The sequence below is a fragment of the Methylobacterium sp. Leaf112 genome (genome assembly GCF_001423295.1).
Taxonomy (GTDB): Bacteria; Pseudomonadota; Alphaproteobacteria; order Rhizobiales; family Beijerinckiaceae; genus Methylobacterium.
The window spans coordinates 159,078-179,276 of sequence record NZ_LMNG01000001.1 but is presented as its reverse complement, the minus strand read 5'-3'; the positions used below and the strand labels follow the sequence as shown (position 1 = coordinate 179,276).

11 protein-coding genes are annotated in these 20,199 nt (G+C 70.2%); 5 read left to right on the top strand and 6 right to left on the bottom strand.

Annotated elements, in window-relative coordinates:
• Window positions 1–49: 49 nt before the first annotated feature.
• Together ASF52_RS00795 and ASF52_RS00790 are read right to left on the bottom strand one after the other, a co-directional pair.
• A complete protein-coding gene (locus tag ASF52_RS00795) occupies window positions 50–3,313 on the bottom strand; it encodes a glycosyltransferase family protein (RefSeq protein WP_056166060.1) in 3,264 nt (1,087 codons plus the stop codon).
• A 360-nt stretch (window positions 3,314–3,673) separates the two neighbouring features.
• Complete coding sequence (locus ASF52_RS00790) at window positions 3,674–4,576, bottom strand: CgeB family protein (protein WP_244473649.1); 903 nt, start codon at window positions 4,574–4,576, stop codon at window positions 3,674–3,676.
• A gap of 738 nt (window positions 4,577–5,314) precedes the next feature.
• On the opposite strand from ASF52_RS00790, the gene ASF52_RS00785 reads away from it, so the two are divergent.
• Genes ASF52_RS00785 through ASF52_RS21785 form a run of 4 tightly spaced genes read left to right on the top strand, consistent with a single transcriptional unit; the run spans window position 5,315 to window position 10,928 of the window.
• Window positions 5,315–6,715, top strand: coding sequence for a hypothetical protein (locus tag ASF52_RS00785; protein ID WP_056166053.1), 1,401 nt, complete (start codon window positions 5,315–5,317; stop codon window positions 6,713–6,715).
• Complete coding sequence (locus ASF52_RS00780) at window positions 6,712–8,583, top strand: GSCFA domain-containing protein (RefSeq protein ID WP_056166050.1); 1,872 nt, start codon at window positions 6,712–6,714, stop codon at window positions 8,581–8,583. Before ASF52_RS00785 ends, ASF52_RS00780 begins: the two co-directional genes overlap by 4 nt.
• A complete protein-coding gene (locus ASF52_RS00775) occupies window positions 8,580–9,320 on the top strand; it encodes a hypothetical protein (protein ID WP_210166782.1) in 741 nt (246 codons plus the stop codon). The genes ASF52_RS00780 and ASF52_RS00775 overlap by 4 nt, the downstream gene beginning before the upstream one ends.
• Before the next feature lie 18 nt (window positions 9,321–9,338).
• Window positions 9,339–10,928 carry a glycosyltransferase family 2 protein gene (locus tag ASF52_RS21785; RefSeq protein ID WP_082515139.1) on the top strand — a complete coding sequence of 530 codons (1,590 nt, stop codon included), beginning with the start codon at window positions 9,339–9,341 and terminating at the stop codon, window positions 10,926–10,928.
• A 70-nt stretch (window positions 10,929–10,998) separates the two neighbouring features.
• On the opposite strand, the gene ASF52_RS00765 is transcribed toward ASF52_RS21785, so the two are convergent.
• From ASF52_RS00765 to ASF52_RS00750, 4 genes are all read right to left on the bottom strand, one after another.
• Entirely contained in the window at window positions 10,999–11,715 is a 717-nt protein-coding gene (locus ASF52_RS00765) for a glycosyltransferase (protein WP_056166046.1), read from the bottom strand.
• A 76-nt stretch (window positions 11,716–11,791) separates the two neighbouring features.
• Window positions 11,792–13,099 carry an autotransporter outer membrane beta-barrel domain-containing protein gene (locus tag ASF52_RS00760; RefSeq protein WP_056166043.1) on the bottom strand — a complete coding sequence of 436 codons (1,308 nt, stop codon included), beginning with the start codon at window positions 13,097–13,099 and terminating at the stop codon, window positions 11,792–11,794.
• 117 nt (window positions 13,100–13,216) lie between these two features.
• Window positions 13,217–15,685, bottom strand: coding sequence for a beta strand repeat-containing protein (locus tag ASF52_RS00755; RefSeq protein ID WP_156629931.1), 2,469 nt, complete (start codon window positions 15,683–15,685; stop codon window positions 13,217–13,219).
• 425 nt (window positions 15,686–16,110) lie between these two features.
• Complete coding sequence (locus tag ASF52_RS00750) at window positions 16,111–18,651, bottom strand: TonB-dependent receptor (RefSeq protein ID WP_056166038.1); 2,541 nt, start codon at window positions 18,649–18,651, stop codon at window positions 16,111–16,113.
• 465 nt (window positions 18,652–19,116) lie between these two features.
• Between ASF52_RS00750 and ASF52_RS00745 the strand changes: the two genes are divergently transcribed.
• Window positions 19,117–20,142, top strand: coding sequence for a substrate-binding domain-containing protein (locus tag ASF52_RS00745; RefSeq protein WP_056166034.1), 1,026 nt, complete (start codon window positions 19,117–19,119; stop codon window positions 20,140–20,142).
• The last annotated feature ends 57 nt before the right edge of the window (window positions 20,143–20,199 follow it).

The following is a 20,199-nucleotide window of genomic DNA, read 5'->3' as shown; positions in this document are numbered from 1 at the left end:
GTCCGCCTCCGACATGGGTGTCCGACATGAGTGAATGCCGACACACGCGTCACCCGACGGCCCGTTGCAGGGCGGCGGCGAAGCCGGTGAACTCCACTGTCCGGCGCCGGTAGCACTGGAAGACCCGCACGCCGCCGGCCTGAAGCGCGGCGCGCGGAACCGCGAGTTCGAAGCCGCTGCCGAGCGCCTGGGCCGTGCCGAGATGCGCGGCGACCTCAGGCCGGGCGAGGCGCGCCGAGACGCAGACCTGCGGGCGGCCTGCCGCGTCGTTCCAGACGGCGAGGGTGCACAGCACGTCGCCGAGGCCCCGTGCGAAGGCCCAACCCCGGCACGCGATGCTCCCGCCGAGGCCGGTGAGGTTTACCCGCTCGGCCCGCTCGATGGCCGGCGCACGCTTCAGCCGCTTGATGAAATGGCGGCGGAAGGCGGGCGGCATCGTCCGGTCGAGGCGGTAGCGGCCCGGCCCCGCGACGATCTCGAGACGGCGGGGCACGGCACCGGGATGCACGCCGTCGCCGCCGTGCAGGGCGATGTCGTAGCGGCCGGGCTCCAGGCCGGTCAGGGCCGCGACGAGGCGGAACGTGCCGTCGCCCGCCGCCCCGGAGGCGATCCGTGCGCGCCATGCGGTGCCGTCCGCTCCGCGCAACCAGAGGCTCAACGGGAGATCGGACGCCGCACCCTCGATCCGGCCCGCGATGCCCCAGAGGTCGCCCGGCGCCGCCAAGAGGACGCCCCCCGCCTCGGGCAGGTTCTGACGCAGGTCGAGGAGGGCGGGGCCGGGGACGGCACCGGGCGGCGTGGCCTCGCGGGCGAACCGCACCAGCGCCCCCTCCGTCGCGCCCCCCGCGAAGACCTGGCCGAAGCCCTGCGCCACGAGCAGCCCGTCGCGCCCGGCCTGGACGAGGTCGAGGGTGTGCGGCCCGAACGCGAGGCCGGCGACGTCGATGGTCCCGGTGAAGCCGGAGCGCGCGGCGCCGGGATCGCCGAGGCTGTCGGCCACGTCGGGGCGGTCGTCGGGCTGAAGGACTGCGTAGGCGGTGCGCGATGGTCCGGTGAACCGCAGGTAGGTCCGCGCGGCGGGCGCGGCGTCGAGCCTGTGCAGCCAGCCCTTCACCGCGAGGTGGCGCAGCACGAGGTCGTGGCCGCCCGGGTTCGCGATCTCCCTGTCGTCGAGGCGCAGGCCGTCGCGGGCGAAGGCCAGGGTCGCGTGGGTCAGGGGGAGCACGACGGCCGGCAGGGCCCGGTCCGATGCGGGCAGATCGTCGAGGAGGGGCGTCGCGGGCCGCGCACGCCCGGTGGCACCGAGGGCGGCGGCATAGGTCCCGTCCCAGTGGATGTCGCGCGACACCCAGGACGGGGCGTTCACCCGCAGGCCCATCTCGGCGAGCGACAGGTCGAAGGTGACGCGCAGACGGTCCGGCACCCGATCGTGCGGGCATGGACGCGCGGCCACGAGCCCGTCGTAGACGCGTCGTACGGCTTCGAGATGCGCGGCCACGGTCGGAAAGCGCTTGGCCTGCACCGCGTTCCGCATCCGCGCGAGACGGGCAGGGTCGTAGTAGAGATCGAGGAGCCTTGCCCGCACCGCCCCCGAATCGTGGGGCGGGACGAGGAAGCCGTCGACCCCGTCCGTCACCCGCTCGGCGAGCGCGCCCAGGGCGGTCGCCACGGGGACGAGACCGGCCTGCCACGCCTCCGTCAGGGCGATGACGTAGGTCTCGGGCCACGTCGAAAGATGGAGCGAGACATCGCAACCGCTCAGCAGGCCGTGGATGGCGTGCGGCTCGTAGGGACCCGAGAGGGTGATCCGGTCCGGCGCGATTCCGCGCAGGCGCCCGGCGTGGTGCGCGTCGACCCGGCCGAACACCTTGAAATGGATACGGTACTCCTCGCAGATCCGCATGAGCTCGACGATCTCGTCGCCTCCCTTGTGCGAGGCGAAGTTGCCGACCACCGCGACGGTGAGCCGGGGACCGTCGTCGCGCTCGGGCCGGAGCATGGGCACGATGGGGGTGGGCTCGACGGGGGCCAGCATCGCGATCTCGACGACGCGGTCGGCCTCGATCTCCGGGTAGAACGCCCGCAGGTAGGCCCCCGTCGCCGGAGTGCTGGTGATGAACCGGTCGACGGCGCGGACGAGGAGCGAGACGAACCCGTCGCGGCGCGCCTTGGCGCCCGGCGGGTAGTTGCTGGATGCGATGAGGCAGGCATCGCACTGGTCGCGCCCGCGGTTCACCACGTCGCAGAAGCGGCCGGCATGATCGAGCAGGAGCCAGCGCTCGCAGATGAGGTGGTGGTCGTGGAGGTGGTAGATCACCGGCACGCCGCAGGCCCGCGCCACCAGGGGCAGGCTGAGCGGCAGGTGGAGCAGGTGGTGGATGTGGACGAGGTCCACGCGCTGCTCGAACAGGATGCGTTCGAACACGCCCTCGACATGGGGGTCGGTGAGCTTGGGCAGACCGATCTCGCCGCATTCGATGGTCTGGCCGAGACCACGCCCTTCGAGGCGCAGGGACCAGCGTCCATCGTGGAGCACGGGAAATAGGAACAGGATCGCGTAATCCGGCGCGAGACCCACGAGGGCGTCCTGGTAAATCTCGACGCCGCCGCCGTCGCGATAGCCCGTGCGGTTGTGGCTGACCATCAGCACGGTGCGCGCAGCCGGCCGCTCGGCAGGCCGGGCCCGCCGGTGCGGGCCGCCCGCCGTTTCGAAGATCTCGGCGACGCGGTGATCGTAGAGATGTTCGGCCCGGGTTCGGGCGCGGGCGGCGCGTGCCGCCGCGATCCGCGCCGCAGGCCGGTCCAGCATCTCGGCGATGATCCGCGCGCCCGCCGCGTCGTCGGCGCAGAGGGCGATCTCGGCATCGGGCTCGTAATAGTCGCGGATCTCGGGTTCCGGCGAGATCACCACCTGGAACCCGCCGGCGAGCGCCGTCTCGAACAGTCGGGGCGGAGGTGTCGAGCCCTGCGCCTGGTTCGGGTCGGAGGCGGAGAACACCCGTGGCAGGGTGAGGACGACGCGGCTGCGATTGGCCAACCGCGCGAAGTCGCGGTTGCCGGAGCGCCAGTCGGTGACGAGGCCCGGATCGTCGAGGGCGGGCGGACCGATAAAGGTGTTCCACGGGAGGGCGAGCTTGACCCTGAGATCGCGCGACAGGGTCGCCAGGATCGCGTTGAGGCTCGCGACCCGGTTCGGCCAGGCGGTGCCGACGAACAGCAGATCGTAGAGGTAGTCCCGGTCGTCGCCGAGGACGGGGCAGGTCCTGGAACAGGCTCGCTGCCGCCAGCGGCAGGTGCCGGGCGCGCCCGCCATAGGCCGCGACGCTGGCCTTGTCGTTGGTGAAGACGAGGTCGAACCCCGTGGAGCAGCGTACGTTGTCGGCGAGCTCGTAGGGATCTTCCGTGGTCCACAGGATGCTGAGCTGCGCCCGAGCGGCGAGGCGACCGAGAACGGGCGCGTGCTTACGCGCGCCGCCGAAGGCGAGCACCGTGTCGAGCCCCTCGTCCGTGAGGGTGGCCAGGGCGTCGGCGTGCCCCGCCAGATGCACCCGCGCCACCCGCGGATGGCGCCGCAGGGCGTCGGCGATGGCGAGCACGATGTAATGATTGTGCGTGCCTGGCTCCGTGTCGAGGAGCAGGATCGAGAAATCCGCCATGGGGTGTGCGTGTTTCGTCAGCGCCGGGCCAGGGCCAGGCGCGGCCGCTCCGATCCGCCGGACAGGCCGAGGCCCGCCGTGTTGCGGCAGAGGGCGAGCATCCGGGCGGCACGCTGCGTGTAGGTGTGGTCGCGCAAGGCGCGGATCTGCGCCCGCATCGCGATGGCCTGGATCGCATCGGGGTCGTCCAGGGCCTGCTCGATGGCGCGGGCGATGTCGGCGACACCGTCCACGAGGAGGATTTCCCGGCCCGGCTCGAAGGCGTCGCAGATCTCCAGGCCGGTGGCGAAGAACAGCTGCGCCGAACCGGCGAGCGCGACCTCGAAGGTGCGCGGCCCCGGCGTCGCTGGCGGCAGGGCGAAGCGCCGGTTGGCGATATCGAGATCGCGGCCGATGTTGAGGGTCAGGCGGGCGTCGGCGGCGTGATCCGCCATCTCGGCCGCGGTGAGGCGCCGGTTGGTGGCGCAGCGGATGTCGGAGGGCCAGCCGGTCCCGAGGATCGCCACGGGATGACGCGACAGCACCGCATCCGCACGGCGGATCAGGGCGACGCGGTTCGGGTAGGCGACACCGCAGAAGAACACCATGGTCTCGCGCTCGGGCAGCGGCGTGAGATCACGGAGGTGCCGCGTCCGCGAGGCGGCCAGAGGCAGGTGGTGGACGTCGCCATGCCGGTAATGGTGCACCGCCCAGGAATCGTTCGAGAAGATGATGTCCGCGGTGAGTTCGGCCTTGAACGCGTAATCGAACTCGTACGGGTCGTCGTGAAGCCAGTAAGCCAGTTCGGCGCCTATACTGTCGGCGGCACGGCGAAGACCGCGCAAATCCGAAGCATCCGGCACGATACTGCCGACCGCAACCACGAGATCGGGGCAGAATACACGGATCGCTGCCGGCGCGAGGTCGAGGGGGACCGCCATCACGCGATCGGATCCGAGAACCTCAGCAAACCCTTCTGCCAAGCAGGGGCGAATCGAAGTATTCGTGTTCATTGCATCGTTGAACGTACTCGTCACGAGCACTTTCGGCCGACCAAAAATCCTGCCGTTGTAAAAATTCATCCTGCGACTCGGGCTGAACAACGGGGCCTGTCGGTTTGACTTTGTGAACGCTAGAACAATAAGTCCGGGTCCTTCGATTGTCCATGCAATCGCAAAAAACCGCCTATTGGGTAAAAGTGGCAATAGACTATACTTCTGATCGGTAAATGAGTTGGGATGTTCCGGCAGATCTTCGCGAGGCGACGCAGTCGGCGCGCACGGACATGTCCGGCACGGACCCGCGCGTGCTCCATCCCTTTCGGTCGCTCCTCACCGGTTCGGTCCTCGTCGCCGGGGGCGCGACCGCCGATCTCGTGGCGGCCCTCCGTGAGACCGCACGGTCGGTGACGATCCTGAAGGCGCGAGCGGACCAGTCTCGCTACGATGCCGTGGTGTTGCTCCATCCAACGACCTCGGCCTTGGACGGCCTCGGCGTCCCCCCCGGCGAAGGGGAAGCCGATTCGGCGCGTCGGTGTCCGCCGGATTCGAGAACCGGGGCCGACCGTCTCACCCAGGCCCTCGACCGAGCGGCCGGGCTCCTGCGGCCCGGTGGACAGCTCGTCGTGGTGGTGGCGAACGCGTCGAGCCTGCGCCACCTCACCGGCCATTCGGAGGCGGATGCCAACCCTCGACCCGGTCGGCTTCGCGGATCGCACGCATCCCGACGGCTCGGCGCTACCGACGCGGCGCGGCCTGCGGGACCGGCTCGCCCGCCTCGGCCTCACGCAGCAGGCATGGTGGTTTCCCTTTCCCGATCGCCGCCTCGCCCTCAGCCTCGTCGGCGAACGCGGTCTCGACGCGGGTGGACCGTTCGAGCCCGGTCTCCTCGCCGCTGCCGCTGCGCCGTTCGATCCGGACGGCCCCGGACCGGGCGGGCGCTCGCTCCAGCGTGCCTGGGCGGCCGTGGCCCGCGCCGAACTCCTCGGCGATCTCGCCCCCGCCTTCGCGGTCGCGGCGTCGGTGTCGACCCTTCCGGAAGACCCGCGGCTCGCCCTGCATTTCGGCCATCGCCGCCGACCCGCCTTCGACAAGGTGGTCGGCTTCGTGCGCGTGGGCGATGCGATCCGCGTGACCCGTGCGCCGCTCCACGCGGATCTGCCGCGAACGGTGGATGGGGTGACCAACCGGTTCCCCGACGAGCCCTTCGTGCCCGGCGTGCCGTGGCAGGCGGGTCTGCAGGCCTTGCTCGCCCACGACGGCTGGACCGTGGCCGGGATCGTGGCCTGGGCCTCGGTCTGGCGGGATGCCGTGCGGGCGCACTATGCCGACGGCGCGGACCTCACCCTGGGAACGCCGCTTCCGGGCGAAGCCGTCGATGCGATCCCGCGCAATCTCCTGCACCGGGGCGGCGTCCCGATCTTCATCGACGCCGAGTGGGAGGTCGAGGCCCTCTGCTTCGGTCATCTCCTCGTGCGGGGGCTGATCAACGCATTCACGGATGTCGAGGTCTGCGGGTCGCCCGCCCCCGGAATCAGCCCGACCTTGCTGCCGCTCGTGCTCGCCGTCGCCGAGGGCATCGGCATCACCCTCGACGCGGCGGCCCTGGACGAGGCGCTCGCCCGGGAAAATCGGTTCCAGACGGCGGTGAGCGGGATCGAAACGCGCCGGAACCGGGCGTGGCTCGGAGCGACGTCGCTGCCGTTGCGCACGGGCCCGCCCGACCCCTTCGCCGAACGAGACCGTGCCCTCGCCCACCTGCATGGCGAGGTTGCGGCGCTCCGCGCGGACGGTGACCGCCGGGTCGCCGCGGTGACCGAGGACTTGGAGGAATCCCGCCGCCGGACCGACCGGGTGGTCCGCTACGCGGCGGAGCTCGACCGCGAGCGCGGGCGGCTGGCGTACGCCCTTGCCGCTGCGCAAAGCGCAAGGCAAGGGCAAAGCCCGTCACCGGAGGAAGCGGGAGCACGGCGCGGTGCCTTCCATCGACGCGGCAGGCCGGCCCTTGCCGCCGTGGTGCGGACGGTGCTGGCGACGGGCCTCGGCCGCCTCGCATTCCGCAGGAGCGACGCCCGGCGATGACGCATCCCTATCGCGGGCTGCCCGACCGGGCGTTCTGGGGCCGTGCCTTCGCGGAGCGCTCCCCCCACGCCCTCGTCAATCCGGCCACCGACCCGCTGATTCCGCACGACGCCGCCATCATGTCCGTGGGCAGCTGCTTTGCCGCCAACCTGGTTCCGTTCCTGGAACGGGCCGGCCTGCACTACCTCCGCACCGAGCCCTTGGCCGACTGGCTGCGGATTCCCCCCGAAGCCATGGGCTACGGCCGCTACAGCGCCGCCTACGGCAACGTCTACACCGCCCGGCAACTGCTGCAGCTCCTGCGGCGGGCCTGTGGCACGTTCGCGCCGCAAGAGGATCGCTGGTGCGAACCCGACCGGATCGTCGATCCCTACCGGCCCGGCCTGCGCTACGCCGCCCGAACCGAAGCCGAGTTCGAAGCCTTGACCGCCCAGCACCTGCGGCTGACGCGGGATGCCTTCGCGCGGGCCGGCGTGCTCATCGTCACCCTCGGACTCACGGAGGCCTGGACGGCCCGGGACGGGGCGGTGTTTCCCGCCTGCCCCGGCACCGTGGCGGGGCGGTTCGATCCGGCCCGGCACCGGTTCGTCGAGTTTTCCTGCGCGGAGGTGACGGAGGACCTCGCTGCCTTCGTCGCGGACCTGCGCGCCTTCAACCCGGCGGTCAGGATCATCCTCACGGTCTCGCCGGTGCCCCTCGTCGCCACGGCGGGCGGGCGCCACGTGCTGGAAGCCTCCACCCACGCCAAGGCGGTGCTACGCGTGGCCGCCGAGAGCGTCGCCCGCGGCGCGACCGACGTGATCTACTTTCCGGCCTACGAGATCGTCACCGGGCCTCAGGCGCCGGACACCTTCTTCGCCCCCGACCGCCGCAACGTCAGCCGGGAGGGGATCGCGGCGGTGATGCGGGCGTTCCTCGCCGCGTGCGGCCGCGACCCGCCGGGCGAGACCGACCCAGCCCCATCGGCGACGCCCGTGAGCGCCGTCCTCTCCGGCGCCATCGCCGAGACCGAATGCGAGGAGGAGATGGCCGGGCATCCCGGCCCCACCGGACCACCCGCCCCCACTCACGGGTCACAGAGCCCCGAGACCGCCGCCATGCCCGACGATGCCCCCGATCCCGAGACAGCCGCAAGGATCGCCACGCTCGCGGCGGAGCACGGCCCCCTGCCGCCGGATTTCGAGGGCGCGGGCTATATCGGCCTTCACCCGGACCTCGCGGCCCTGTTCGCCCATCCGTGGCAGGGCGACCTGCACTACCTCGAACACGGACGCCGCGAGGGCCGGCTCTATCCCTCGAACGTGACGCGCGCCGAGACCAAGGTGGCACAGGCCCAGCGCATCGCCCTCGTGCTCGACGGGCTCGACGGGGCCGGCAAGTCGACGGTCGCCCGCCTCGTCGCCGAGGCCATCGGCGGCTGCGTGCTCCATCCCTACGACGGCAACGGGCCGCTCCTGGTCTGGCTCGCGCGCACGGGGCAGCACGCGCTCGCCGATGCCGTCGCTCACGCCGCCGTCGCCATGGCCATGGACCGGGTGCCCGAGGGCGTGCCAATCGTGTTCGACCGGCACTGGTTCACCGCCTCGCAGCTGCTCTCCTCGCTCTACCGCCCCGGCTGGGAGCCCCGGCCCTTCACCCTCCTGTGCTGGGCCGACCGCGAGACCACCGTCGCCCGCATGATCGCGCGCGGCGAGGACCGCGACGCCCTGGAGATGACGCAGGACCGCGTCGAGACCTACCGGCGGCTGGCCGCCGAACTCGACGTGCCGCTCCTCGACACCTCGCGCACGACGCCGGAGGCGGCGGCGGAACGGGCCCTGGCCCTGATGACCGAGCGCGGCATCCTGCCGTGGCGGGGCACGTCGTGAGCGCCATCGTCATCGCCGGCCACTCGCACCGCAAGGCGCTCGGCGTGGCACGGGGCGACCGCGCCGAGGCACCCGCCCTCCTACCCCTCGACCCCGAGGACCGGCGCTTCGTCGGCCTCTCCGGGGGGCCGAAGCAGGCCGTGTACTGGGACCGTCTTTGCGCGCACGCATCGGGGCGGCGCATCGCGCTGGCCTGGGAGGGCAACCGCTACAACGATGCCTTCCTTCTCCAGGGCAGCCCCGCCTTCGACCTCGTCGTCGCCGAACTCGCCCACCTGCCGTTGCGCGACAACGCCGTCGTCGTCCCCGAGCGGGCCGTGCGTGCGCGCTTCGCCGAGACCGGGGCGGGACTCGCGGCGTTCGTGGAGCGGCTCGCGGCCCATGGCCCCGCCCGCGTCGTTCTCGTCGGCGCGCCACCGCCGAAAGCCGATGCCGCGCGCCTCGCCGAACTCATCGGCATCGGGGCCTACGGCGCCAAGCTCGCGGCGGCTCACGGCCTCGATCCGCACGACCTCGCTCTGACGCCCGCCACGGTGCGGCTCAAGCTCTGGCAGGTGGAGCAAAACGTGCAGCGGGCGGTGGCGGACCGGTTCGGCATCGCTTTCGTACCGGCACCCGCGGCCTGCGCCGACGCCGACGGCTGTCTCCACCCGGATTACTGGGCGCACGACGTCACCCACGCCAACGCCTCCTACGGCGCCCTCATGCGTGACGAAATCGCTAACCATTTCACGTGAAAAAGGAGGCGGGCGACGATGCGCCTGTTGATGACGCTGCTGATCCGCAACGAGATCGACATCATCGCGGACTTCCTCACCTACCACCTCGCCCAAGGGGTGGATTTCATCGTCATCACCGACAACGGATCCACCGACGGCACCCTCGACGTGGTCGCGCGGTTCGTGCCGACGGGGCGGGTCTGCCTCCTCGTCGAGGAGGATCAGGATTACCGACAATACGCCTGGGTCACCCGGATGGCGCGCCTCGCCCGCGATCTCCTGAAGGCCGACTGGATCATCAACAGCGACGCCGACGAGTTCTGGCACGCCGCGGGCGGCAACCTGAAACAGGTACTGGCGCAGGCCTCCGCCGATGTGCTCATGGTCCGCCGCCGCAACATGATCCCGCCAGAGGAAGGCAGCGGTCGCGACGTGCTCGCCGACGGGACCCTCGCCGTGCTGGCGCCGGTGGCGGATCGAAGCCGCTCCAAGCTCATCCGCACCGTCAGCGCCAAGGCGGTGTGCCGGGCGGATGGATTCGTCTCCATCTGCCAGGGCAACCACGAGGCGACCTACGACCGCCCGGTGACGCAGGCGGACGAACCGCGCCTCACCATCTACCACTATCCGATCCGGACCTACGCCCAGTTCGAGGCGAAGGTGATCCAGGGCGGGGCGGCCTATGCCCGCAACACCGAGTTCGACCGAAGCGTCGGCGGCCATTGGCGGCGGTGGTACGCGACCTGGGAAGCGGGCGGCCTGCGGGCCGCGTACGACGCCATCGTGCTCGATCCTGCGGCCCGCGCGGCGGCCGTGGCCGAGGGCATTCTCGGAGACGACGATACCCTGGCGCGTCATTTCCGGAGTCGGGTCCGGAGTCGGGCCGACGCCGCGCCCCCGGAGGAAGCCCGGCGCATGGCCGACCTCGTCTCCCTCGATGGTCCCCTGCCCGGGGATTTCGACGCGGGCGGCTACCTGCGCCTGCATCCCGACCTCGCCGATCTGTTCACCCTGCCCTGGCAGGGCGCGCTGCACTACCTCGAACACGGCCGGCGCGAGGGCCGGATCTACCCCTCGGCGCGTACGCGGGCGCAGGAGAAGGCGGACCAGGCCGGACGCATCGCCCTCGCCGTCGACGGGCTCGACGGCTCGGGCAAGTCGGCGGTGGCGCGCCACGTGGCGGCGGCTCTCGGCGCCACGGTGCTCGACCCGTTTGCCGGCCGGGTCGGCGCCCTGATGGTGCATCTCGCCCGCCTCGGCCAGCACGACCGCGCCGACGCCGTGGCGCACGACGCCGTCGCCCTGGCGCTGGCGGAGGCGCCCCCGGGGCCGGTGGTGTTCGACCGGCACTGGTTCACGGCGTCGCAATTGCTGTCGAAGGCCTACCGCGCCGGGTGGGAGCCGCGCCCGTTCAGCGTGATGACCTGGACCGACCGCCCCGCCACCCTGGCGCGGCTGGCCGCGCGCGGCATCGATGCCGCGGCGGAGATGCCGGAGGACCGGATCGACACCTACCGGCGCCTCGCGGCCGAGCTCGACGTGCCGCTCCTCGACACCACCTTCACAACTCCGGAAGAGGCGGCAACGCGGGTGCTGGCCCTGATGGCTCGGGGGACGCCGTCCTGAGGGAGGCCAGGGAAGACAGTCGGGCTCTGCCCGACACCCACCGAAGGGCTTGCCCTTCGGTATCCCGGGATCAGGCGGGCTGGGGGTCCACCGGTCCCTGTGGGATGCGCCGATCCCAGCCGATGTGGCGGACATAGCCGCCCCGATCGAGAATCACCGCCCGGAAGCCGAGCGCGTGGTAGTGCTGCGAGATCTGGCCCTCGTGCTTCAGCGAGCTCACGAGGATGCGGCTGAAGCTGCCGATCGCGGCATAGTCCGACAGGCGGCGCAGGCCGGGGTTGAACGTGAACCCGTGCCACTTGCCCCGGTAGCCGAAGGCGAGCACGCCGAAATCCCCCGCCGGGGAGACGAAGTGCAGGGGATGCCCGTTGGTGTCGTCCCAGGCCCGCAGCCACACGCAGATCGTCGAGGGATCGGCGGCGAGCAGGCGGCGGCTGCGCTCGATGAAACCGCCGCGATAGAATTCCCAATCGTCCTCGAGGTGGAAGATGTAGGGCGTGCGGACCTCGGCGTAGCCGGCCTCGATGGCGGCGATCTGCCCCCGCGACCGGCCGAAACGGAGCAGGCGCGCATCGTGGCGCCGGCAGATCGCGGAGGGGTCGCCCCTCCCATCCTCGACCACGAGGATCTCGGCGATGCCTTGATCGGTGTTCCAGGCCCGGAAGCTCGCCAGCGTGCGTTCGAGAAGGTCGTGGCGCCCGCACGAGGTGAGCACGACGGTGACGTCGGGGGAGTTTGGCGCAGGCTTGCCACCCCGCAGCCACCGCCATCCGGCCTTCCACGGCATCGCGTCATCCTGTTCCACAAAAGCAACAGGGGCCGGCTCGTGTCCGAGCCGGCCCCTGTCGTTCCGATGCGCCCGATCAGAACGTGTAGCGAACCCCGCCGCGCACCGCCTGGATCGTATCGGAGGAGGCGAGCTCGGCGTCGTAGCCGAGGAAGCCGGTCAAGCCCGGAGCCAGTTCCGTGCTCACGCCGAGGCCGACCAGAGCCCGGTCCCGGGCGAGGCGACGGCTGGAGACCGCGAACGGCACCGTCGGCACCAGGGTGAAGGACGCCCCGATGGTGCGGCTGATATCGGCGAAGTCGTGGACGTAGGCCGCCTTGACCCAGAACGAAACCGGACGCCCGTTCAGCACCGTCGTCGCCGTCTCCAAGCGGCCGCCGACCAGGGTGCGGGCCGAGAGGAAGTCCTTGGCGGCGATGGTGAGGCTGAGGGGGCCCACGCTGCCCTCGCGGACCCGGTCCTGATCGAAGGTGTTCACCTGGAACCCGACGAAGGGCGACAGCACCGGGGTTTGCGCAACCGCGAAGCGGTAGCCGAGCTCGCCCGCGGAGATGAACTGATCACCGCTGACCTTGCCCTGCGCGCCACCGGCCTGGATCTGCGCCAAGCCGAGGGACCGGTTCACGCGGCCCTCCGCATGGGCGTAGCCCACGGTGGCGTTGGCGTAGAGGGCGCCGCTGGAGACGCCGCCGTAGAGACCGACCTGGGCGTTGTCCGTATGCGCCCGCTCGCCGGTGCGGTTCAGGCCGACGTCGACGGAGCCGTAGCCCGCCGCGATGCCCAGCACCGTGCCGACCTGCGGGTGGAAATCGACGCCGCCCGCCATGCCGGCGACGGTTTCCGAGCGGCCGGCCACGTTGGCGGTGGAGTCGACGCTTCCGAACTGGCCGTAGCCCGTGGCCCAGAGGCCGTAGCCCGTGGCCCAGAGGCCGTAGCCGCGGCTCGTCTCGATGAAGCGGGGGGCGGGCACGGGGGCGCGGTTCGGCATGTCGGCGGCGTAGACCGTCGGCGGCAGGGTGAAGCCCGTCGGGCCGGCTTCCGTGCTGGCCGCATAGGCCCGCGCCAGGAGCTGGCTGCCGAAGGCGCGACCCGAGCGGAGCTGCGGATCGGCCAGCGACGCGTAGCCCTGGCCGGCGACCCGGTCGAGGGTCGCGGCGATCCCGGCGTTGCTCTGGTTGTCGATGACGAGGAGCGCCTGCGGGTTGTTGGCGAGCGCCGCATCGAGGCCCCGGGCGACGTTGGCCTGGTTCGCCGTCTGCGCCACGAGGCCGAAGCTCTGCTGGGCCAGGGTCACGTAGGCGTTGTTGGCGTCGGAGGAGGCGATCGCGCGGATCAGGAAGGGCAGCGAGCCGTTGTCGGTGACGTTGGCGAAGTTGCCCCGCACGCCGCCGGCGGCGCTGACCAGGGTGTACAGGGCGTTGGGTAGGTAGGTGCCCGCAGCCGCCGTGACGCTGGCGGTGCCGGCGAGGGTCGCGGTGCCGGTGGCGACGAGGCGGGACGCCTACCCGTCGACGCCGAGGGTGGTCTGGAGCGTGCCGCCGGCCTGCTGGACGAAGTTCGTCACCGTCAGGGTGCCGAAGGGGGCGGCGGTGCTGCCCGGGGCGACGATGCCGGCGTTGGTCAGAGTGCCGGCGACGCGGCCGGTTCCCACCAGGGTGCCGGCGGTGCCCACGCCGGTGTTGGCGTTGAGGGTGGAGTTCACCGTGAGGACGCCGCCCGCCACCGTCGCGCCGCCCGAGAAGGTCTGCGTCGAGCCGGAGGCCAGGGTCCAGGCGCCGTCGGCCTGGCGCAGGGTGGTGAACCCGGCGACGTTGCCGGTGAGCGTTCCGGTGCCCGACAGGTTCAGGGCGTTGATGCCGAGCCCCTGCGCGGTGATGTTGCCGCCGATGGTCGAGCCGGTGCCGAGGTTGACGGTGTTCCGGCTCGCCGCGACATCCGCGAACGCGATATTGCCCGTGATGGCGCCGGTGTTGGTCAGAGTGTGGCTGCCCAAGCCGTACTGGATGTTACCACTGAGACGCCCGGCATTCGTCGTGGTGCTGTTGCGGCGGTTGGCCGTGGTGGCCACCTGCGGGTCGGCGTCGGTGAAGCGCACGTCGCCGGTGATGACACCCGTGGCGGCGTTGGTGAGGAACCCATTGCCGGCACCGTAGACCACGATGGCCTGACCACCCGCCGGGCCTGTGATCGCGCCCGCATTGGCGATGGTGAAGCTCTGCGCCCGGCCCTGGATGGCGCGGACCCCGGTGCCGGTGCCACTGATCGTGGCGCCGGCGCGGTTGGTGACGCTCAGCGCCGCGACGTCGTCGTCGGAATCGATGGCCGCCACGGCGGCCGTGCCGGTGCCGCTGCGGGTGGCCGAAATGGTGCCCGCGTTGGTGATCGCCATGGAGGCGATGTTCTCGCCCGCATAGATGCCGCGCGAGATGCCGATGCCGTTCTCCGTCACCGCGATGGTGCCGTTGTTGGTGACCGCCACGTTGGCGAAGTCGGCGCCCGTCGAGTTCGTCAGCACGCCGTAGACGCGGGTGGCGGCGGTGTTGGCGCGGCCCGCCGCACCAGTGCCCACGAGGGTGCCGTTGTTGACCAGACTCGTGTTCGAGCCCGACAGGTTCACGGTCTTGTTGGTGAGCGTGTTGTTCACGGTGAGCTGCGCGCCCGAGCCCGTCACCTGGATCAGGCCGGCGACGTTCTGCGTCGAGCCGGCGCCCAGGGTCAGGTTTCCACCCGCCACCGTGAGGTTGCCCGAGAGATTCTGGACCGAGCCGCTGGCGGTGGTCCAGGCGATGCCGGTGCCGGTCTGGTTGAGGCTGGTGAAGCCCGAGACCGTGCCGGTGAGGGTGCCGGTGCCCGACAGGTTGAGATTGTTCGTGCCGAGGCCCTGCGCGGTGATGTTGCCGCCGATGCTGGACCCGGTGCCGAGGTTCACCGTGTTCACGGTGGCGGCGACGTCGAGGAACGACAGGCCGCCGGTGATGCGGCCGGTGTTGTTCACGGTCTGGTTGCCGCCGCCGAAGGCGACGTTGCCGTTGATGGTGCCGGCGTTGGTGAGGGTGCCGGTGCGGCGCAGGTTCACCACCGTCGTGGCGGTCTGGAGATCCTGGTCGAAGTTGCGGACATCGCCGTTGATGACGCCAGTGGCCGTGTTGGTGATGACGGTGTTGTAGGCGCGGACAGTGGTGGCGTCGCCGGCATTACCGGCATTCACCGCGAAGGTTGCGATGGCGGCCTCATTGGCGGTGGTGTTGGTGAGGGTGCCGCTGTTGTTGATCTCGTACTGGGCGGCGCGGCCCGAGATCGCGCGGGTGTTCGTGCCCGTAGCGGTGATCCGGCCGCCGGCGGCGTTGTTGACCACGAGACGGTCGGTATCGTCGTCGGAATCCACTCCCGCCACCACGGCCGTCGTCGCCGTGGCGGAGGTGCCGCGCGTCGCCGAGATCAGGCCGGTGTTGTTGAGCGTGAACAGCGTGGTGTTCTCGCCGGAATAGATGCCCCGGGCGATGCCGTTGCCGTTCTGCGTCACCGCGATGGTGCCGGAATTGGTCACCGTGGTGCTCTCGTACTGCGAGCCCGCCGGCGCGCTCGAATAGGCGCCGTAGACCCGGGTCGTGGTGTTGCCGGCCGGCGCCGTGAGGGTGATCGTGCCGGTGTTGTTCAGGGTCGAGCGGTCACCCGCCAGGTTCACGCCGAAATTGTCGCGGTTCAGCGGCGCGGTGTTGCCGACGGTGCCGGCATTGTTGACGATACTCGTGCCGTTCACCCGCACATTGGTGAAGCTCGGGTTCGTGCCGGCGCTCGTCTGCTGCGAATCGATGGTGGCGCCCGGCTGGATGCTGACCGTGAGGCCGGTGGCGGCGGCCGGCGCGACGAAGCCGGTCGGCTGCGCATCGGTGCAGGTCACGGTCTGCCCGCTGGCGGGCGAAGCCGGTTGGCACGCCGCCGAGGCCTCGGCGATCAACATGCTCCACACGGGAACGCTCACCATCAGTGAGCGGCGCAGCACTTGACCTTGCCTCGACATCGTATCCCCCAGGATTTTATGATTTTGATTGGTCGGCCGCTCGCATGCGCTGCCAATGGAGCGACGATTACGGACAGCACGAGCAGAGTCAAAAATTAGTTCTGTGTTCGAGGGCCGGTGTCCGGTATTTGATTTTACGAGATGCAAATCAATCACACATTCTTCTTAAAACGCGGAATTTAGACACGAATATCACGGTACTCAGGCAGGATTTCTATTTAAAACAGGCAGAACGGACAGGAAAAACTGGCAATTCGCGTCGAGAGCCCATGAATGCGAAAAGGGCCGCCCCCTGTTCGAGGCCGGCCCTTCGGACGGAGACCCGGTCGTCACCGATGCTTGGTGATGACCGGGCGTGGGTGACTGACGACGGCTCAGTACTTGCGCACGATGGGCTCCGGCATCGGCGCGGGCGCCTCGCCGAAGGTGTAGCGGATGCCGCCGTAGACCGAGAGCGGCTGAGCGAGCGTCGTCGTGCGCACGTCGTTGACGGGGTAGCGGTTGGCCACGAGGCCCGGCTCGAAGAAGGTGCCGAACGTCGTGTAGCGGTTGTTGGTCAGGTTGGTGACGTAGCCGAACAGCTCGAGGTTCCGGTTCACCCGGTAGCTCGTGTTGAGGTTGAGCACGTAGTACGCGGGCAGCTTGCGGTTCAGGTTCGACTCGTCGCCGCGATAGTAGGCGGACGAGAAGGCCTGCATTGCCATGCCGACGCGCCAGCGCGGCAGCACCTCGACGTCGAAGCCGACCTTGAACTGGTGGTCGGGGATCAGCGGGACCTTGTTGCCCGGGACCACATCGATCGCGCCGTCCACCGACAGGGGGTTGTTGGGCGAGGACAGCGTGCCGTTGAAGCGGAAGGTCGCGTCGATCAGGGCGTAGTTCGCGTAGACGGTGAGCCAGTCGGCGACGTATTCGAGGCCGACCTCGACGCCCTGGCGACGGGTCGCCGGCACGTTGACGAAGTAACCGCGTGCCGCGTTGCCCGGGGTGGCGAGCGACAGGATGTCGTTGGTCAGATCGGTGCGGAAGGCGCCGACCTTATAGTTGACCAGGCCGCCATCGTAGAAGTTCGGCAGCGCGCCGCGGAAGCCGACCTCGTAGGTCTGGCCCTCGACCTGCTTGAGCGGCGGATCGGCCACGAGGGAGTTCGGCAGCAGGCAGGGGCGGAGCGGGTTGGCGCAGGCGAGTTCGAGGGGCGTCGGCGCGCGGTTCGACTCGGAGTAGCCGCCGTAGAGGTTGAGGCCCGGGGCGAAGCGGTAGGTCAGACCCGCCACCGGGTTGATCTTGTTGAAGTAGTGCGTGCCCGTCACGTCGGGGGAGAAGCCCGTCTGGTCCTGGCTCGAGATGCGGGCGAAGTTGAGCCGCGCGCCGGCCGTCAGCGACAGGGCGTCGGTGATGTCGATGGTGTCGGTGGCGTAGAGGCCCATGTAGAGGTTCGAGCCCGTCACCGAGCTCGGCGCGATGCCGAGTGCGGCCGACGTGCGCAGGAAGTCGGTGCCGAGGCCCGGCACGGTGCCGTAGGCGGGCGTCAGCGGGTTCGTCGTCACCGACAGGTCGGGGTTGATGACGCCCAGCGTGCTCGACGACTTGTAGCCGTAATCCGCGACGTCGATGGAGCCGCCGACCACGAAGCTGTTGTTGAAGCCGAACACCCGGTCGCGGTTGGCCGCCTGGAGCGTGCCGCCGTAGCCCGTGGCCTCGGTCTTGGTGACGTCGAGGGTGCCGTAGGGAACGCCCGCCGTGAACGGGATGCCGTTCGGGGCGCCCCGGCCCACCATCAGGAACTGGTTACGGAAAGCGAGCTGCGACTGGCCGGCCGAGGGGCTGAAGCCGTCGTCCTCGTAGCAGAGCCGGCCGCGGAAGCTCGAGCGCGTGCTGCAGTTCTCGAAATCGCTGTCGTTGCCGTCGATGTAGCGCTGGCTGAAGCGTCGGAAGTAGGCGGCACCGGAGATGTCCCAGGTCGGCGAGAGATCGACGCGGCCGGTGAGCTGGATGGTGCCGACTTCGGAGGTGGTGGTCTGCGGATAGGTGAAGATCGCCCGCGGCTCGATGTGGGTGAAGTCCGTGGGTGTCGCGGCGGCGGCGCCGAAATAGGTCCGCGCCATCTGGCCGATGAGGTGGAACTCCGAATCCAGCGTCCGGTAGCCGACGTCGCCGTAGACCCGGCCGATGGTGCTCGGGCTCTGGAAGCGCCAGCCGCGGTCGTTGAGGCCGTCGCCCGCGAAGTAGATGCTCCATGGGCCGATCATCTTGCCGTGCTGCAGGGAGCCGGCGATGCGCGCGTCCGAACCGCCGAGCGCGGTGATCTCGGTGCCCTGCCAGTTGAAGCCGTTCTTCATCTGGATGTTGATCGCGCCGCCCAGCGCGTTGAGGCCGAAGACCGGGTTGCCGGTGACGACGTCGATGCGGTTGATGGCGACCTGCGGGATGAGATCGAGGTTGACCGTATCGCCGAAGGCTTCGTTGATGCGCACGCCGTTCTGGTAGACGGCGAGGCCCTGCGGCACGCCCGTCACCGGCGAGGCCTGGAAGCCACGGTAGTTGATGTCGACGCGGTTGTTGTTGCCCTGGCTATCCGACAGGTTGAGACCGGGCACGCGGCGGGCCAGGGTCTCGACGGCGTTGAAGGTCGCGCGGTCGAAATTCAGATCAGCGGCCGTGACCGTCTCGACTGTGCTGGAAATCTTGTTGAGAGGCAGAGCACCGCCACGCAGACGCGTGGTATCCGGAACCTGGAGAGCCGTTCCGCCCGGGGCCTGCAGTACCGGAATACTGGGCGCACCATTTCCGGCGGCGACGCCGACCGGTGTGGTTGCAACAACGCTGATCTCGCTGAGCGAAACCGTGCTCTGTGCCTGAGCAACGCACGGCAGCAGCGCGACTGAAGCAAATAGGCTGTACCGCAGCGAGCGCATGATTCTTTCCCGACCCAGGATTGTATTGGTAACCGTCACCTTCTGGCGACGTGTTGTTCACTCATGGGCGAGGATGCGCGGACAGGGCAAGTCCATCCCGCATCATCATCGTGAATCCTGGGCTCCCTGGCAGCGGAATGGCGGACCAAGTGGTGTTCATGCCACATTTTTCCCTTATTCGACAGAGACTTAGAGGCAACAATGGCAATCTTGTTCGGGATCATTCGGCAATCGCGGCCGGCCTAGCCACCCGAAGGCAATCGTCGTTCCGATGGAGAACCATTCATCCAGGATCCCCTGTCCGGACCGGTGGCGACCGCTCCGTCGAATCGAGGGCGATGGTGGACGAAACGGGCTCTGGACGTACGATCGTCCATTCGGCCGCTTCACCCGCGGCGTGCTATCCGTCCGTCGCCTCGGGTCACGAAACCGGAGGCATCGGATCAGCACTCGCGACGGTCTCCCATGACGCAAGACGCCGATGGACAACCGCTCAGCATCGCGCTCGGCATCGGCGGAACGATCCGCATCGGCGAGCAGCATCTCGGCGTCGCCGAGACCCTCGCCATCGTGGAGGCCATCGCGCGCACCGGCTCGGTCCAGGGCATCGCCACGGAACTCGGCTTGTCCTATCGCGCCGCCTGGGAGCGCCTGCGCACCCTCGAAAGCGCGCTCGGCCACCAGATCGTCCAGAAGACGCGCGGGCACGGCAGCACCCTGACGGAGACGGGGGTGGCGCTGCACGATGCCCTCGCGGAGGCCGCCGCGGCCCTGGCGGGGCCGTTGGCGCGCGAGGGCCGGTCGGTCCAGGCGCGCCTCGCCGGCCTCCTCGGCGACGCGGCCCCCACCCTTACCCTCGTCGCCAGCCACGACCTGCTGCTCATGACTGTGCTGGCCGATTGGCCGGGGATCGCCGTCGTCGTCGCCGGCAGCGCGGATGCCGTCGCCCGCCTCGCCGAGGGCCGCGCCGACGCTGCCGGATTCCATTGCGGTCCGGGCGGGCTCGCCCTCGCCGGCCCCGCCTTCGCCGACCTCGGCGACACGCCCGGGATCCGCGTCCGCCCCCTGTTCGAGCGGGAGCAGGGCGTGATGCTCGCCGCCGGCAATCCCCTCGGCATCCAGGGGTTCGCCGACCTCGCGCGCCTGCGGGCGCGGACCATCAACCGGCAGAGGGGGTCGGGGACGCGGGTGTGGTTCGATCGCCTCCTCGCCGAGCACGGGATCGAACCATCGGACATCCAGGGCTACGCCACGGAGGAGTTCACGCATCAGGCGGTGGCCGCGGTCATCGCCTCCGGGGCCGCCGATGCCGGCCTCGGGGCCCGAGCGGCGGCCGAGCGGTTCGGCCTCGCGTTCCTCTCCCTCGGCTGGGAATGCTACTACCTCGCCTGCAGCGCCTCGCTGCCCGACGCCCTCCTCGACCGGGTCGCCGAGGCCGTGGCGGAGGGTGCGGATCGGACGGTCGGCTACCGGCGTGCGAAGGGCGACTGAACCGATGGACGTTGTCAGACACTTGCGGACGCGGGTCCGTGTTCTCGCGGGTGCCCT

Coding starts and splice junctions, on each gene's coding strand:
- ASF52_RS00750 (WP_056166038.1), bottom strand. CDS start 18,651: ATGCGCTCGCTGCGGTACAGCCTATTTGCTTCAGTCGCGCTGCTGCCG.
- ASF52_RS21785 (WP_082515139.1), top strand. CDS start 9,339: ATGCGCCTGTTGATGACGCTGCTGATCCGCAACGAGATCGACATCATC.
- ASF52_RS00765 (WP_056166046.1), bottom strand. CDS start 11,715: ATGCCGTGGAAGGCCGGATGGCGGTGGCTGCGGGGTGGCAAGCCTGCG.
- ASF52_RS00785 (WP_056166053.1), top strand. CDS start 5,315: ATGCCAACCCTCGACCCGGTCGGCTTCGCGGATCGCACGCATCCCGAC.
- ASF52_RS00745 (WP_056166034.1), top strand. CDS start 19,117: ATGACGCAAGACGCCGATGGACAACCGCTCAGCATCGCGCTCGGCATC.
- ASF52_RS00780 (WP_056166050.1), top strand. CDS start 6,712: ATGACGCATCCCTATCGCGGGCTGCCCGACCGGGCGTTCTGGGGCCGT.
- ASF52_RS00790 (WP_244473649.1), bottom strand. CDS start 4,576: ATGGCGGTCCCCCTCGACCTCGCGCCGGCAGCGATCCGTGTATTCTGC.
- ASF52_RS00795 (WP_056166060.1), bottom strand. CDS start 3,313: ATGGCGGGCGCGCCCGGCACCTGCCGCTGGCGGCAGCGAGCCTGTTCC.